A 14,717-nucleotide genomic window follows, 5' to 3' on the forward strand; every position below is an offset into this window, starting at 1 on the left:
ATGACTCTCAAGCTTTTGCGTTCACTGGCTTTTGCCGCGGCCCTCGCCCTGCCACTTCAGGCCCAGGCTGCCGACAAGCTGACGGTACTGCTGGACTGGTTCGTTAACCCGGACCATGCGCCACTGTTCGTCGCCCTCGACCAGGGCTATTTCGCCGACGAGAATCTGGAGGTGGAGTTGATCGCCCCGGCCGACCCGAACGACCCGCCGAAGCTGGTCGCGGCGAAGAAGGCGGAGATCGCCATCTCCTACCAGCCGCAGCTGCATCTGCAGGCCGACCAGGGCCTGCCGCTGGTGCGCATCGGCACGCTGGTGGCCACGCCGCTCTCCACCGTGCTGACGCTGGCCGACGGACCGGTGAAGACCGTCGCCGATCTGAAGGGAAAGACCGTCGGTTTCTCGGTCAGCGGGACGGAGGAAGCCGTGCTCGGCGCGGTGCTGCGCTCCGCCGGGCTGACGCTCGCCGACATCACGCTGGTGAATGTGAACTTCTCGCTCTCCCCGTCCCTCGCCTCCGGCAAGGTCGATGCGGTGGTCGGCGCCTACCGCAATTTCGAGCTGACCCAGATGGATCTGATCGGCAAGAAGGGCCGCGCCTTCTATATCGAGGAGCATGGCGTGCCGCCCTTCGACCAGCTGATTTACGTCGCGCACAAGGACAGCGTCGGCGATCCACGCCTGCGCCGCTTCCTGTCCGCCGTCGAGAAGGGCACGCAGTACCTGATCAACCATCCGCAGGAGACCTGGAACACCTTCCGCGCCAGGCGGCCGGAGCTGAATGACGAGCTGAACCGCCGCGCCTGGTTCGACACGCTGCCGCGCTTCGCCCACCGTCCGGCGGCAATGGACAATGCGCGCTATGACCGGTTCGCCCGGTTCCTGCTGGACGCCAAGCTGATCCGGGAGATCAAGCCGGTGGCCAGCTATGCGGTGGAGCTGCCGTACTAATGTACTGATGCGCCCCGGAAATGGTCCGGGGCGCGCTTGCCCCCCTCTGACCTGTCCACTAAGGTTACGGTCGAAACGCCGCCTGGCGGACAGTCCGGGCGGCACAGCCGAAGCCGATAGCGAGAGATAGCCACATGGAGCTTACGGGCGAACAACGTATTCCCGCACCGCGCCAGAAGGTCTGGGAAGCACTGAACGATCCGGACATTCTGGGCCAGGCGATCCCCGGCTGCCAGTCCATCGAAAAGCAGGGCGACGACAAGTTCAGCGCCAAGGTGAAGGCGAAGGTCGGCCCGGTCAGCGCCACCTTCGGCGGCGAGGTCACCCTGTCCGAGCTGAACCCGCCGGAGAGCTACACCATCAGCGGCGAGGGCAAGGGCGGTGCCGCCGGCTTCGCCAAGGGCGGCGCCAAGGTACGGCTGGAAGAGGACGGGCCGGACGGCACCATCCTGCACTACACCGTGACCGCCAATGTCGGCGGCAAGCTGGCGCAGATCGGTTCCCGCCTGATCGATTCGACGGCAAAGAAGCTGTCCGGCGAATTCTTCGAGAAATTCTCCGAGATTGTCGCCGGCCCCGCGCCGGCAGAGACTGCGGCGCCTGCCGCGCCCGCACCGGCTGCCGAACCGGTTGCTGCTCCTGCCCCGCCCCCGGCGGCTGCGCCGCAGCCGGCCATGTCGGATCACGACCATGCTCCTGTGGCCACGCCCGTGCCGTCTTACGAGCATGGCGTGCCGCCGATGATCCTGGTGTCGCTGGTCGCCGCCATCATCGCGCTGGCCGCCTTCTTCGCCGGCTGAGGCAGAATCCCGACGCGGCCGGCCAGTGTCGTGCAACCGTAGCTTGACCTTGGTTGTGCCGCGCGGGAGAGTAATATTAATCATTAAGTCCCAAGGGCGGCTTGCGGCGACCGCGGGACCGTCACATCTGACTACCGAACGCAGAATAGAGAACAGTGGGAGGTTCGTATGGCCATTTCCGTTTCCATGAAGGTGAACGGCAAGCCGGTCTCAGGCGAAGTTGAGGCACGCACCCTGCTGGTGCAGTTCCTGCGCGACCACCTGCAGCTCACCGGCACGCATGTCGGCTGCGATACCAGCCAGTGCGGCGCCTGCGTCGTCCATATCGACGGCGAATCGGTGAAGAGCTGCACGGCCCTGGCGGTGCAGGCGAACGGCGCGGAGATCACCACCATCGAGGGCCTGGCGAAGGACGGCACGCTGCACCCGATGCAGGAGGCCTTCCGCGAGCATCACGGCCTGCAGTGCGGCTTCTGCACCCCCGGCATGGTGATGAGCGCCATCGACCTCGTGAAGCACAATCCGAAGCCGGACGAACACACCATCCGCGAATGGCTGGAAGGCAATATCTGCCGCTGCACCGGCTACCACAACATCGTGAAGGCCATCAAAGCCGGCGCCGAGAAGATGAGCGCCGCCTGACGATTAACTAAAGATAAGGAAAGCAAGAACCGGCAAAAACGCCGGCGGACAGTTCCCGGAATACCGGGCAGTTCCTGCGCCACCCGCCCTATTCCGGCGCGGGCAGCCAAAAGGGAGGAAGAACATGTCTGCTACTGGCATCGGTGCCTCGGTCCGCCGCAAGGAGGACCAGCGTTTTCTGACCGGTCGGGGCCATTACACCGACGATATCAACCGCCCCGGCCAGACCCACGCCTACATCCTGCGCTCGCCCTACGCGCACGCGAAAATCCGCAAGATCGACACGTCCCGCGCGATGGCCGCCCCCGGCGTCGTCGCGGTGTTCACCGGCAAGGACATGGCGGCCGACAGTGTCGGCGGCCTGCCCTGCGGCTGGCAGATCCACTCGCGCGACGGTGAGCCGATGAAGGAGCCCGGCCATCCGCCGCTGGTGGTGGACCGGGTGCGCCATGTCGGCGATCAGGTTGCCGTGGTGATCGCCGAGAGCCGATCCCAGGCCAAGGACGCCGCCGAGCTGATCGAGGTCGATTACGAGCCGCTGTCGGCCATCGCCAACCCGAAGAAGGCGCTGGAAGGCGGCGCGCCGCAGGTCTGGGACGAGGCGCCCGGCAATCTCTGCTATGACTGGGTGTTGGGCGACGAGGCGGAGATCGATGCCGCCCTCAAGGGCGCGCACCATGTGACAAAGATCGAGCTGGTGAACAACCGGCTGGTGCCGAACGCGATGGAGCCGCGCGCGGCGGTCGGCGAATATGACCCGGCCACTGGCGACTACACCCTCTACACCACCAGCCAGAACCCGCATGTCATTCGCCTGCTGATGGGCGCCTTCGTGCTGCAGATACCGGAGCACCGGCTGCGCGTCGTGGCGCCGGATGTCGGCGGCGGCTTCGGCTCGAAAATCTACCATTATGCCGAGGAGGCGATTGTCACTTGGGCCTCGGCCAAGGTGAACCGGCCGATCAAATGGACCGCCGAGCGCTCAGAAAGCTTCATGACCGACGCGCATGGCCGCGACCATGTGACGACCGCGCATCTGGCGATGGACAAGGATGGCAAATTCCTGGCGCTGAAGGTCGAGACCATCGCCAATATGGGCGCCTACCTCTCCACCTTCGCGCCCTGCGTGCCGACCTATCTCTACGCCACACTGCTGGCCGGCGTGTACACCACGCCGAAGATCTTCGCCAATGTGAAGGCGGTGTTTACCCACACCGTGCCGGTGGATGCCTATCGCGGCGCCGGCCGGCCGGAAGCGACCTACCTGCTGGAGCGTATTGTCAGCCAGGCGGCGCGCGAGATGGGGCTGGACCAGGCGGAGCTGCGCCGCCGTAACTTCATCAAGCGCGAGCAGTTCCCCTACCAGACACCGGTTGCCCTGATGTACGATTCGGGCGATCCCGGCGGCTGCCTGGATAAGGCGCTGAAACTGGCCGACTATGCCGGTTTCGAGGCACGCCGCAAGGAAGCCGCCTCGCGCGGCAGGTACCGCGGCATCGGCTTCTCCACCTATGTCGAGGCCTGCGGCATCGCCCCCTCGGCGGTCGTCGGCTCGCTGGGTGCGCGCGCCGGCCTCTATGAGTGCGGCCAGGTGCGTGTCCACCCCACCGGCAGCGTGACCGTCTTCACCGGCACGCACAGCCACGGCCAAGGGCATGAGACGACCTTCGCGCAGCTGGTGTCAGACCGGCTGGGCATCCCCATCGAGAATGTCGATGTGGTGCATGGCGACACGGCGAAGATTCCGTTCGGCATGGGCACCTATGGCTCGCGCTCTCTGGCGGTCGGCGGCGTGGCCATCGACAAGGCGCTGGAGAAGGTGATCACCAAGGCGAAGAAGATCGCAGCCCATCTGCTGGAAGCCGCCGAAGCCGACATCGTCTTCGAGAATGGCGAGTTCAAGGTGGCCGGCACCGACCGCAAGAAGGCGTTCGGCGAGATTTCGCTGGCTGCCTATGTGCCGCACAACTACCCGATCACCGAGCTGGAGCCGGGCCTGGAGGAGACCGCCTTCTTCGATCCGCTGAACTTCTCCTATCCCGGCGGCGCGCATCTGTGTGAGGTCGAGATCGACCCCGATACCGGCGTGACCGAGGTGGTGAACTTCGTCGCGGTAGACGATTTCGGCAAGGTCATCAACCCGATGATTGTCGAAGGCCAGGTGCATGGCGGCCTCGCCCAGGGCATCGGCCAGGCGTTGCTGGAGAACTGCGTCTATGACGAGCAGGGCCAGTTGCTGACCGGCTCCTACATGGATTACACCATGCCGCGTGCCGACAATCTGCCGAACTTCACCCTCGACACGCACAATGTGCCCGCACCCGACAACCCGCTGGGGGTGAAGGGCTGCGGCGAGGTGGGCGCCATCGGCTCGCCACCGGCGGTCATCAATGCGGTGATCGACGCGCTGAGTCCGCTTGGCATCACCGATATCTCCATGCCGGCCACGCCCGCCAAGGTGTGGCAGGCGATCCGCTCCGCCCGCCCGCCGCTGGCAGCCGAATAGACCGCGTTCAGACCCGATCCAGACGAGGACGTCATCATGTACAATTTCGACTATACCCGCCCCTCCTCGCTCGACGAGGCGCTGAAGGCGCTCTCCTCCGGCGACGAGGTGAAGCTGATGGCCGGCGGGCAGACCCTGATCCCGACGCTGAAGCAGCGCCTGGCGCAGCCGACCAAGGTGATCGACCTGTCCGGCATCGCCGAGCTGAAGGGCATCAAGGTCGAGGGCAACAGCGTGGTGATCGGCGCGATGACGCCGCATGCTGCCGTCGCCGACTCGGCCGAGGTGAAGGCGAAGATCCCGGCGCTGGCCAGCCTGGCGCACGGTATCGGCGACCCGCAGGTGCGCAACCGCGGCACGCTGGGCGGCTCGATCTCCAACAATGATCCCGCGGCCGACTATCCGGCAGCGCTGATGGCGCTGGGGGCCACGGTGCACACCAACAAGCGGCAGCTCGCCGCCGAGGATTTCTTCGACGGCATGTTCTCGACCGCGCTGGCAGAAGACGAGATCGTCACCAAGGTCGCCTTCCCGATCCCGGAGAAGGCGGCCTATGCCAAATTCGCCCAGCCGGCCAGCCGCTATGCCCTGGTCGGCGTGTTCGTCGCCAGGACCGGCGGCGGCGTGCGCGTCGCGGTGACCGGCGCTGGCGAAGGCGGCGTGTTCCGGGTGGGCGATTTCGAGAGTGCCCTGTCCGCCAATTTCACGGCCGCCGCGCTGGAGGGTGTTGCCGTGTCCGCTGACGGGCTGAATGGCGACATCCATGGCAGCCCGGAATACCGGGCGCATCTGATAGGCGTGATGGCAAAGCGCGCGGTTCAGGCCGCCGGCTGACCCTCCTCACAAGCGACTAGCGACCAACGCCCTCCCCCAGCGGAGGGCGTTTTCTTTTGCGGGTTAAATACGCCCCTGAATGAGGCCATCCCACCAACGCTCTTGACCACAATCTCGCCTTAAATAAGAATGACTATCACTTGCACAGCGAATCAGGCGGGACGAAAACATGACAGGCGTGGAACCGGAAAAGACCATGACGGCCGCGAAGACCACGCCCAACGCGCGTGAGCGGGCCCTGTCCCCGGTCGATCTCCGCGACTGCCAGCATGACCGGCTGGCCATGCCCTTCGCGGAGCAATTCTCCCTGTGGGCGATGCGGCTCTGGGTCGATGGCCGGCGCGGGCAGCCTGTGGAGCATGCGCTGGAGGGGGCATTCCGCAGGCTGCACCGGCCCGATGCGCTACGAAGCCTGGAACTGTTCATGCTGTCGCTGGCACATGGCGCCATCCGCCCGATCCGGCTTTGGCCCGCCTGCAGCCGCCCGGTCAGCGATGACGAGGCCCGGCTGCTCGACCTGTTGCGCTACAGCCAGGCGGGAGAGCAATTCGCCCCTGCCCTGCTCTGCCGCTCCTTCCTGCGTCCTGCTGCCGCCGCCGTCACTGCCCGGCTGGGGCGCGATCTCGCGCTGGAGCTGGCCGGGGCCGGCCTGCATTTCCCCCTAGGCACCGCCGCCCAGCATGAGGTCCGCCATGGATGACGGATGCGAAACGCACCTGAATAATCCGCATGAGGGTGAGGACTCCTTCGCCGCGCTCGACAATGGCCGGAAATTGTTGCTCTGGGGCATCCGGGTCTGGGTTGCCGGGTTGCGGCAAAACTGGCCGCCGGTACAGACGCGCGAGACGCTGATGGAAGGTTTCGCGCTGGCCTATGCGCTGGATGCCATCGATCCGCTGGAAGGCATGATGAGCATTCTGGCTGGCGGCTCCAGCCGGCAGGTCGCTGTGAATTGCCCGCGCTGTCCCGGCGTTACCGAGGATGAGCAGCTGCTGCTCGATCTCGTCTCGCTGTGCCAGCAGCGCCGGTTACGCCGCCATATGGACCGGGAGGATACTTTTGGCCGACTGGCCAAGCCGATCCTGACGCCAGCCGCCATTCGCCTTTTCGAGCTGCCGGCCCTGCTGCTGGCCGATTGCCTGCTGCGCGCCGGCATACAGCTGCCGCCGAAAGGCACCGAAATCATACGGACAGGACGTGCCGCATCAGGGCGTCTGGATGCGGGCAATATCCTGCCCTTCATCCACCCGGCATCGCCTCACCTGCACTAAGAAAGGCTTAGCTCGCCATGACGCGGAAGGCGGTCAGCCAGCCATAGGTCATGACCACCATCAGCAGGGCGAAACTGCCGAACACGGCAACGCTGCTGAGCACCCGGTCCATCGCATTCAGAGTCTGTTCCGACATGACACTCTCCCTCGCCAGATCATTACTGGCGGGAAGAGTGCCGCATGTTCCGCCGTAACGTCAAGAACAAAACATGAACATTATTAGTCGTTTGTTTTTGCTGATTATTTCAGATCAAAGAACGGTGCTGCCTTCAGAATCTTGTTCTCCTGACGGGCGACATAGCCCGCTTCGGCGCTCTTGGCGAGATAGGCCTGCCAGGCCGGATCGGCCTGCAACGCGCCGCGCTTCGCCTCGCGGTCAGCCAGCGACTCGTACTTCCACATATGGATCACCTGGTTCAACGGGCCGATATCCGTCACGGTGAAATAGCCGAAGGGCTGGCCCAGATGCTTCAGCTGCACGGGGAAGCCTTCAGTGCCATAGAGCTGCAGGAATTTCGGTAGGCAGCCCGGCTTGATGTCATAGGTGCGGTGATCGATGATCATGATTGTGTTATCCAAAATTGGTAAAGGGATAGGACATCTCGGCACGCCAGGGCGCGCCGGTCAAGCCGGCTACAGACCTTCCGCCTGCTGACGCAGCACGAATTTCTGGATCTTACCGGTTGAGGTCTTGGGCAGCGGCCCGAACACCACAGTGCGCGGCACCTTGAAGCGCGCCAGCTTCTGCCGACACCAGTCGATCACCTGCTCCTCCGAGAGGGTTGGCGCACCGGGCTTCAGCGTGACGAAGGCGCAGGGGCTCTCGCCCCATTTCTCGTCTGGCCGGGCCACCACCGCTGCCTCCATGATCGAGGGGTGGCGGAACAGCGCCTCCTCCACCTCCAGCGAAGAGATGTTCTCGCCGCCGGAGATGATGATGTCCTTGGCGCGGTCCTTCACTTCCATATAGCCATCGGGATGCAGCACGGCGAGGTCGCCGCTGTGGTACCAGCCGCCGGCGAAGGCCTCGTCCGTGGCCTTGCGGTTTTTCAGGTAGCCCATCATCACCGTATTGCCGCGGAACAGCACCTCGCCGATGGTCTGGCCGTCGGCCGGCACGTCCTGCTGGGTTTCCGGATCAACGACGCGCATGCCCTGCAGCGTCGGGTAATGCACGCCCTGCCGCGCCATCTTGCCCGAGCGCTTCTCCAGTTCCAGATCGGCCCAGTCCTCCTGCCAGGCGCAGACGGTGGACGGTCCGTAGGTTTCCGTCAGCCCATAGAGATGAGTGACGCAGAAGCCCATTGCCTCCATCTTCTCGATCACCGCCGAGGGCGGGGCCGCACCTCCCGTCGCCACCTCGACCACATGGTCGAAGGCGAGCTTCTGGTCGTCCGGCGCATGGATCATCATGTTCAGCACAATGGGCGCGCCACACATATGGCTCACTGCATGGTCGCGGATCGCCGGAAAGATCAGCGCCGGATCGACGCGGCGCAGGCAGACATGGGTACCGCCGACCGCCGTGACCGCCCAGGTATAGGTCCAGCCATTGCAGTGGAACATCGGCAGGGTCCAGAGATAGCGGGTCTGCGGCCCCAGCCCGAAGGCCAGCACCTGGCCGATGGCGTTCAGATAGGCGCCGCGATGGGAATAGACCACGCCCTTTGGATTGCCGGTGGTCCCCGAGGTGTAGTTCAGCGCGATGGGGTGCCATTCATCGGCGGGCGGCGCACAGACATGGCCTGAGCTGCCTTCCGCCAGGAAATCCTCATAGTCGATACCGCCCAGGGAACTCCCCGCCCCGCCCGCTTCCGGATCGTCGATCTCCACCAGCAGGATGTCCCGGCCCAGCTTCTTGAGTGCCGGCCCCACCACGCCGGCAAATTCCCGGTCGGCAATCAGCGCCTTCGACTCCCCATGCTGCAGGATAAAGGCGATGGTGTCGGCATCGAGCCTTGTATTGATCGCGTTCAGCACCGCCCCCAGCATCGGGATGCCGTAATGCGCCTCCAGCAGCGGCGGAATGTTCGGCGCCAGGATGGAGACCGTATCACCCGCCCCGATGCCACGCGCCGCCAGTGCTGCCGCCAGCCGGCCGCAGCGCGCGCGCAAATCACGGTAGCTGTAACTGGATTTGCCGTGAATCACGGCGATCTTGTCGGGATAGACGAGCGCAGAACGCTCCAGGAAAGACAGCGGGCTCAAGGCCACATGATTGGCGGAACAGCGATCCAGATCGCGCTCATAGGCGCCCAGATTCCCAGCGTCGGACACGTCCCCTCCCGTTCTTGTGATCAAGGCACCCGGTTGACGGGTTGCCGTTTGTTATGCCTCATGCTCGAATCCCTGCTGACGCCCGTCAAGCTGCATGCTTGTTCCGCAGCAAACCGGGCGGGAAAGGAACAGCCATGCGCCTCGATATCTTCTCCGACGTGATCTGCCCGTGGTGCTTCATCGGCAAGCGCCGGCTGGAACGCGCCCTGCAGCTGCGGCCGATGCCGGGGCTGGAAATCAGATGGCGGGCCTTCCAGCTGAACCCCGGCATGCCGAAGGAAGGCATGGACCGGCAGGCCTATGTCGAGGCCAAGTTCGGCAGCGAGATGCGTGCCCGTCAGATCTACGACACCATCCGCCGGGTCGGCAGCAGCGAGAACATTCCGTTCGATTTCGAGAAGATCAAGCGCACCCCCAACACGGTCGATGCGCACCGGCTGATCCGCTATGCCTATGACAGCCAGCTGCAGGAACCGGTGACCGAGGCGCTGTTCCAGGCCTATTTCCTGGAAGGCCAGGATATCGGCGACAAGGAGGTGCTGTTCGAGATCGGCACGGCGCAAGGGCTGCCCGCCGCCGAGCTGCGGCCTTTCCTGGACGGGATCGAGCACAAGGCCGAGGTCGAGGCGGAATGCACGACGGCCAACCGGATCGGGATCAATGGCGTGCCCTGCTTCGTGCTGAACGGCAAATACGGCCTGTCCGGCGCGCAGGAGCCGGAGGCGTTGTTCCCGATGTTCGACCTTGCCTTGCAGGAAGAAGGCACACCCGCCGCCTGATGGCGGCTAAAGAAAGGCCGCCGGCCATGCGCTACATGCTGCGTTATCCGGTCCCGCATCGCCGCTCGCTCGATTATGCCGAAACCTGGCTGGCGGCGAACAGCAAGGGCAAGTGGAGTATTCGCTTCGGCGGCTTCATGGCGGCGCGCGATCATGGCGGGAAGCGCGTGCAGGCGCTGTCTCTCACTGTGCTGTTTGAAGAGGAAGAGGACCGCCGCCGTTTCGCGCTGAATTATCTCGGCACCGCGCTGCCGGACAGCGCCGACGACAGCCTGACCCTAGAAAAGCTGGGTGCGGCAGAAACACCTTCCGCCCCCGCACCAGCTGAAGAGCCAACTCCGCCAGCAGCACCGCCGATCATCGATGTGCCGGCCCGGGCTGCCGCCCCCTTGCGCCGGGAACAGCCGGCGGTTATCGCGCCAGCCAACAAGAAAATAATTGATCTGAAGGCTTAGCGCCCAATTCTTCAGGCTGTGCGTTCAACCCGGTCGGCAGGATCGGGGAACAGCAGGTCGCGCAGCGCGCGCCAGCTGTCGCCATCCGGCGCCATGATCAGGCGCCCTTGGTGGATGGTCGGGTCATAAGGTGTGTCGTCCGCGAAGGCGCCGACGCCGCCGGACTCCTTGTGGATCAGCCAGCCCGCGGCATGGTCCCAGGGCATGATCCGGCGATAGACGGAGAAATGCGTCCGCCCTTCCGCCAGCTGCAGATATTCCTGGCCGGCGCAGCCCAGCGAGAAGAAACGCCGCAGTTCCTGGGCGCGGGCGCGCAGGACGGGCCGTTCCTCGGTCGGGACGAATTTCAGGCTGATGATGCCCAGCATCTCGGACAGCGGCACCGGCTGCGACACCCGCATGCGCTTGTCGTCCAGATAGGCGCCCTCGCCCGCCTCGGCCACCGCCATGCGGTCGCGGATCGGGTCGTAGATCCAGCCGGCCAGCACCTCGCCGCCCTGAACCAGCGCAACGATCACGGCGAACATCTCCGACCCGTCGGCGAAATTGGCGGTCCCGTCCACCGGATCGATGATCCAGACCGGGCTGTCGCCCTTCAGCAGGTCAAGCACGGCGGAATTTGAGGAAGCTGCTTCCTCACCCACCACCTCGGAGCCGGGCAGCAGGCGCTTAAGGGCCGGCGTCAGGTGCTTTTCCGATTCAAGGTCGGCGATGGTGACGAGGTCGCCCGGCCCCTTCTCATGCGTATCGCCCTCGCCCAGCGCGCGGAAGCGCGGCAGGATCTTCAGTTCGGCGGTTTCGCGCAGCAGGGCGGAGACGCGGTCGGGATCGAGACTCATGCCGGCATCCGGTTTCAGGAAAGGGGCTGGCCGGCCTGGCGGCGCTCAAACCGCGCCCGGTCGGCAGGATCGAGGCCCACCAGCAGGTGCGAATGCTTCTCGTCATCCTCACGCTCCAGCACCTCGCCATGGCGGTACAGCCAGGCCAGGGTGGCGCCGTCCGACAGATCGACATCCACACGCAGCAGTTCCCGCCTGGCATTCAGCCGCTGGTCAAGCAGGGTGAGCAGCTCATCGGTGCCGCTGCCTTCCAAGGCGGAGACGGCCACTTTGTCCGGATCGCGCGCCGCGAGGTTGAGAACCTGAGCCCGGTCCTCCTCAGGCAGCAGATCGACCTTGTTCAGCACCTCGATGATCGGCGTGTCGCTTTCCTCCGGCGCAATGCCGAGATCGGCCAGCACCGCTTCGACATCGGCGCGCTGCGCCGCGCTGTCGGGATGGGCGACGTCGCGGACATGCAGGATGATGTCGGCTTCCAGCACCTCCTCCAGCGTGGCGCGGAAAGCGGCGACAAGCTGGGTCGGCAGGTCGGAGATGAAGCCTACCGTATCGGACAGGATGATCTGCCGGCCCGATGGCAGGGAGAGCCGCCGCATGGTCGGGTCCAGCGTCGCGAACAGCAGATCCTTGGCAAAGACAGCCGACCGCGTCATCCGGTTGAACAGCGTGGACTTGCCGGCGTTGGTGTAGCCGACCAGCGCCACGATGGGATACGGCACCTTGCGCCGGGCGCTGCGATGCAGCTCGCGGGTGCGCTTCACCTCATCCAGCTGGCGCTTCAGCTTCACGATCTTGTCGTCGATGATACGGCGGTCCAGCTCGATCTGGCTTTCGCCGGGGCCGCCCATGAAACCCGCGCCGCCACGCTGCCGCTCCAGATGGGTCCAGGACCGCACCAGACGGCTGCGCTGGTAGGTCAGTGCCGCCAGTTCGACCTGTAGCCGGCCTTCATGCGTGCGGGCGCGGGCGCCGAAGATTTCCAGGATCAGCGCCGTGCGGTCGATCACCTTGCATTTCAGGGACCGTTCCAGATTGCGCTGCTGCACCGGCGACAGGGCGGTATCGATCACCGCCACCTCGATCTCCATCGCGTCGATGACATCAGCGAAGCGTTCGACCTGCCCGCTGCCCATAAGCGTCGCCGGCGTCGCGCGGGAGACCCGCACGACTTCCGAATGGACGATGTCGAGATCGATGGCGAGCGCGAGGCCGCACGCCTCCTCCAGCCGCGCTTCGGGCGCACGAACAGCTCCGCCGCTCTTGTCGGCGGCGGAGAGCAGATCGAGATGCAGGATCAGGGCACGCGTGGAGGAAGCCTGCGTGGCAATCCCCTGATTTCTTTCGTGGAACGAATCACCCATTCCGTTGGCCGGCGTCCGTGACATCAATCGTCAGTGTCAGCGCCTTCCTTTGCCCCGTCAAACAGCTGGATCGGCTGGGCCGGCATGATGGTCGAGATCGCATGCTTGTAGACAAGCTGCGAATGCGCATCACGGCGCAGCAGAACCGAGAAATTGTCGAACCAGGTTACGATCCCCTGCAGCTTCACGCCATTGATCAGGAAGATGGTCACCGGCGTCTTCTGCTTGCGGATATTGTTGAGGAATACGTCCTGAACGTTTTGATTCTTATCAGACATCGTTGCTTTCCGTCTGTTAATTTGTTGGAGCCCGATTGCGGCTCTTGTCGCCCCGGTCTTTTCGCACATGCGAAATACCTACCGATAAATGAAATTGGGCTTCGACTCAATGGATTCAATGCCGTTTTCGGAAAGCGGCAGGGTGATCCGTCAGAGTCCGGCCCGCAGCCAGTCGGTCAGTTGTCCGCAATGCGGCGCATGCCAGGCCGGCGGGTGCAGCTTCAGCGCAGGATCGTCGGGCAGCGGGTCACGGACCAGCACCGGCACGCAGCCCGCATTATGTGCACACTCCATATCGATGGAGGTATCGCCGACGAACCAGACATCCGCACCCGGCGCGATGCCGCTGCCCTCCAGGGCCATCGACACCGGGATCGGCGATGGCTTGTCCTCGGGGGCATCCTCCGCGCCGATGATCCGTCCGAAATAGCGGTCCCAGCCAAGATGCGCCGTCTCCAGCCGCAGGGTCGGGCCGCGCTTGTTGGAGACGATGCCCATATAGACGCCTTCGGCCGCCAGATGCGCCAGCAGATCGGCCGCCCCCGGCAGCGGTTTCAGCACCGCCAGATGGTTTTCCGCAAAGTGGTCGAGGAAGAGCGTCCGCGCCTCCTCCCACCGGTCGCCAAACAGTAGCGGGAAGGAGTCGCGCAACGAGGCTTTCACCCGGGCACGCGTCTCCTCGACGGTCCAGGCTTCCTGACCGAAGCTGACTAGCGTGAAGTTCAGCGCGGCCCGGATCGCATCCCAGTTATCGACCAGCGTATGGTCCCAGTCGAAGAGGACGGCGCGCGGCCGCGCCGGACAGTCCAGTGCCGCCAGGGCGCTCACGCACTCTCCTTCAGGCCGGCCATGAATTCGTCGTACCAGTCACGCAGGCTGAGCGACAGCGTGCCGGCCCGGCCATTGCCAATGACCGTGTCGTTGATCTGCGTCACCGGCGTGACGAAGCTGGTGGCGCTGGAGATGAAGGCCTCACGGGCCTGCAACGCCTCATCCAGGCTGAAGGGCCGCTCGACGAACTTCACGCCATGCGCCTCGGCAATCTTCAGGATGCGCAGCCGGGTGATGCCGTTCAGAATGTCGTTGGTGGCCGGCCGCGTGACCAGTTCCCCCTCCTTGGTGATGATCCAGGCATTAGTCGAGGTGCCCTCGGTCACCATGCCGTCCTCATCCACCTGCCAGGCCTCGGTGGCCCCGGCCTCGCGCGCCTGCTGCTTGCCCAGGATGTTAGGAAGCAGACCTACCGTCTTGATATCGCAGCGTTCCCAGCGGATATCCTTGATCGAGATGACCTTCACGCCTTCCTCGATCTTCGCCCGGCCCGGCAGGCGCATATGCTTCACGGTCATGACCATGGCCGGCGGCGTGCCCGGCTTCGGAAAAGGATGGTCACGGCGGGCAACGCCACGCGTCACCTGCATATAGACCAGGCCGGTCTTCAGCCGGTTGCGGCGGATGATCTCCCGCGTCACCGCCTTCATCGAGGCGCGCGACATCGGCACATCAATGCGCAGTTCGCCCAGCGAGCGCCACAGCCGGTCAAGGTGCGGGTCCTCGTCCACCAGCCGCCCGTTCACCACGGTGACCACCTCATAGACGCCATCGGCGAACTGATAGCCGCGATCCTCGATATGGACGGCGGCATCCCCATGCTGGACATAGCGGCCATTGACGTAAGCGATACGGGACATGCGCAACCTCTAGCGACGCAACGGAAATGGAAGGGC

17 protein-coding genes are annotated in these 14,717 nt (G+C 64.7%); 9 read left to right on the forward strand and 8 right to left on the reverse strand.

The window, feature by feature from the left end; all coding sequences use genetic code 11:
- From P24_RS04740 to P24_RS04770, 7 genes are all read left to right on the forward strand, one after another.
- On the forward strand, positions 1–948 hold the full coding sequence (locus P24_RS04740) for an ABC transporter substrate-binding protein (protein WP_040706601.1): 948 nt from the start codon (positions 1–3) through the stop codon (positions 946–948).
- Between the two features lie 134 nt (positions 949–1,082).
- Positions 1,083–1,748, forward strand: coding sequence for a CoxG family protein (locus P24_RS04745; protein WP_008943559.1), 666 nt, complete (start codon positions 1,083–1,085; stop codon positions 1,746–1,748).
- Between the two features lie 168 nt (positions 1,749–1,916).
- The gene (locus P24_RS04750) at positions 1,917–2,390 is read left to right on the forward strand and encodes a (2Fe-2S)-binding protein (RefSeq protein WP_008943560.1); all 474 of its coding nucleotides are present in this window, start codon (positions 1,917–1,919) and stop codon (positions 2,388–2,390) included.
- 124 nt (positions 2,391–2,514) lie between these two features.
- The gene (locus P24_RS04755) at positions 2,515–4,896 is read left to right on the forward strand and encodes a xanthine dehydrogenase family protein molybdopterin-binding subunit (protein WP_008943561.1); all 2,382 of its coding nucleotides are present in this window, start codon (positions 2,515–2,517) and stop codon (positions 4,894–4,896) included.
- Positions 4,897–4,932: 36 nt separating this feature from the next.
- Positions 4,933–5,730 (forward strand): FAD binding domain-containing protein, encoded by a 798-nt coding sequence (locus P24_RS04760; protein WP_008943562.1) that lies wholly within the window; start codon positions 4,933–4,935, stop codon positions 5,728–5,730.
- A 169-nt stretch (positions 5,731–5,899) separates the two neighbouring features.
- Complete coding sequence (locus tag P24_RS04765) at positions 5,900–6,430, forward strand: hypothetical protein (RefSeq protein WP_008943563.1); 531 nt, start codon at positions 5,900–5,902, stop codon at positions 6,428–6,430.
- Positions 6,423–7,001: a hypothetical protein gene (locus tag P24_RS04770; protein ID WP_008943564.1), complete on the forward strand. Its 579-nt coding sequence runs from the start codon at positions 6,423–6,425 to the stop codon at positions 6,999–7,001. Before P24_RS04765 ends, P24_RS04770 begins: the two co-directional genes overlap by 8 nt.
- Before the next feature lie 7 nt (positions 7,002–7,008).
- Here P24_RS04770 and P24_RS20615 read toward each other — a convergent pair whose 3' ends face one another.
- The 3 genes from P24_RS20615 to P24_RS04780 form a co-directional block, all read right to left on the reverse strand.
- On the reverse strand, positions 7,009–7,137 hold the full coding sequence (locus P24_RS20615) for a hypothetical protein (RefSeq protein WP_272943347.1): 129 nt from the start codon (positions 7,135–7,137) through the stop codon (positions 7,009–7,011).
- A 104-nt stretch (positions 7,138–7,241) separates the two neighbouring features.
- Positions 7,242–7,565, reverse strand: a complete 324-nt coding sequence (locus P24_RS04775) for an NIPSNAP family protein (protein WP_008943565.1) — start codon at positions 7,563–7,565, stop codon at positions 7,242–7,244.
- A 69-nt stretch (positions 7,566–7,634) separates the two neighbouring features.
- Positions 7,635–9,278: an acyl-CoA synthetase gene (locus P24_RS04780; RefSeq protein WP_008943566.1), complete on the reverse strand. Its 1,644-nt coding sequence runs from the start codon at positions 9,276–9,278 to the stop codon at positions 7,635–7,637.
- Between the two features lie 134 nt (positions 9,279–9,412).
- Between P24_RS04780 and P24_RS04785 the strand changes: the two genes are divergently transcribed.
- Together P24_RS04785 and P24_RS04790 are read left to right on the forward strand one after the other, a co-directional pair.
- Complete coding sequence (locus P24_RS04785; RefSeq protein ID WP_008943567.1) at positions 9,413–10,057, forward strand: DsbA family oxidoreductase; 645 nt, start codon at positions 9,413–9,415, stop codon at positions 10,055–10,057.
- 26 nt (positions 10,058–10,083) lie between these two features.
- A complete protein-coding gene (locus tag P24_RS04790; RefSeq protein ID WP_008943568.1) occupies positions 10,084–10,512 on the forward strand; it encodes a hypothetical protein in 429 nt (142 codons plus the stop codon).
- 11 nt (positions 10,513–10,523) lie between these two features.
- On the opposite strand, the gene P24_RS04795 is transcribed toward P24_RS04790, so the two are convergent.
- The 5 genes from P24_RS04795 to P24_RS04815 all read right to left on the reverse strand — a co-directional run bounded on the left by P24_RS04795 (position 10,524) and on the right by P24_RS04815 (position 14,681).
- Complete coding sequence (locus P24_RS04795) at positions 10,524–11,351, reverse strand: inositol monophosphatase family protein (RefSeq protein WP_008943569.1); 828 nt, start codon at positions 11,349–11,351, stop codon at positions 10,524–10,526.
- 14 nt (positions 11,352–11,365) lie between these two features.
- A complete protein-coding gene (hflX, locus tag P24_RS04800) occupies positions 11,366–12,712 on the reverse strand; it encodes a GTPase HflX (protein WP_051013078.1) in 1,347 nt (448 codons plus the stop codon).
- 23 nt (positions 12,713–12,735) lie between these two features.
- Positions 12,736–12,990 carry an RNA chaperone Hfq gene (gene hfq / locus P24_RS04805; protein ID WP_008943571.1) on the reverse strand — a complete coding sequence of 85 codons (255 nt, stop codon included), beginning with the start codon at positions 12,988–12,990 and terminating at the stop codon, positions 12,736–12,738.
- Between the two features lie 150 nt (positions 12,991–13,140).
- Entirely contained in the window at positions 13,141–13,818 is a 678-nt protein-coding gene (locus tag P24_RS04810) for an HAD family hydrolase (protein ID WP_008943572.1), read from the reverse strand.
- A complete protein-coding gene (locus P24_RS04815) occupies positions 13,815–14,681 on the reverse strand; it encodes a D-amino-acid transaminase (protein WP_008943573.1) in 867 nt (288 codons plus the stop codon). The genes P24_RS04810 and P24_RS04815 overlap by 4 nt, the downstream gene beginning before the upstream one ends.
- Positions 14,682–14,717 lie beyond the last annotated feature (36 nt).

This window comes from Oceanibaculum indicum P24 (assembly GCF_000299935.1).
In the GTDB taxonomy this organism is placed as follows: domain Bacteria; phylum Pseudomonadota; class Alphaproteobacteria; order Oceanibaculales; family Oceanibaculaceae; genus Oceanibaculum; species Oceanibaculum indicum.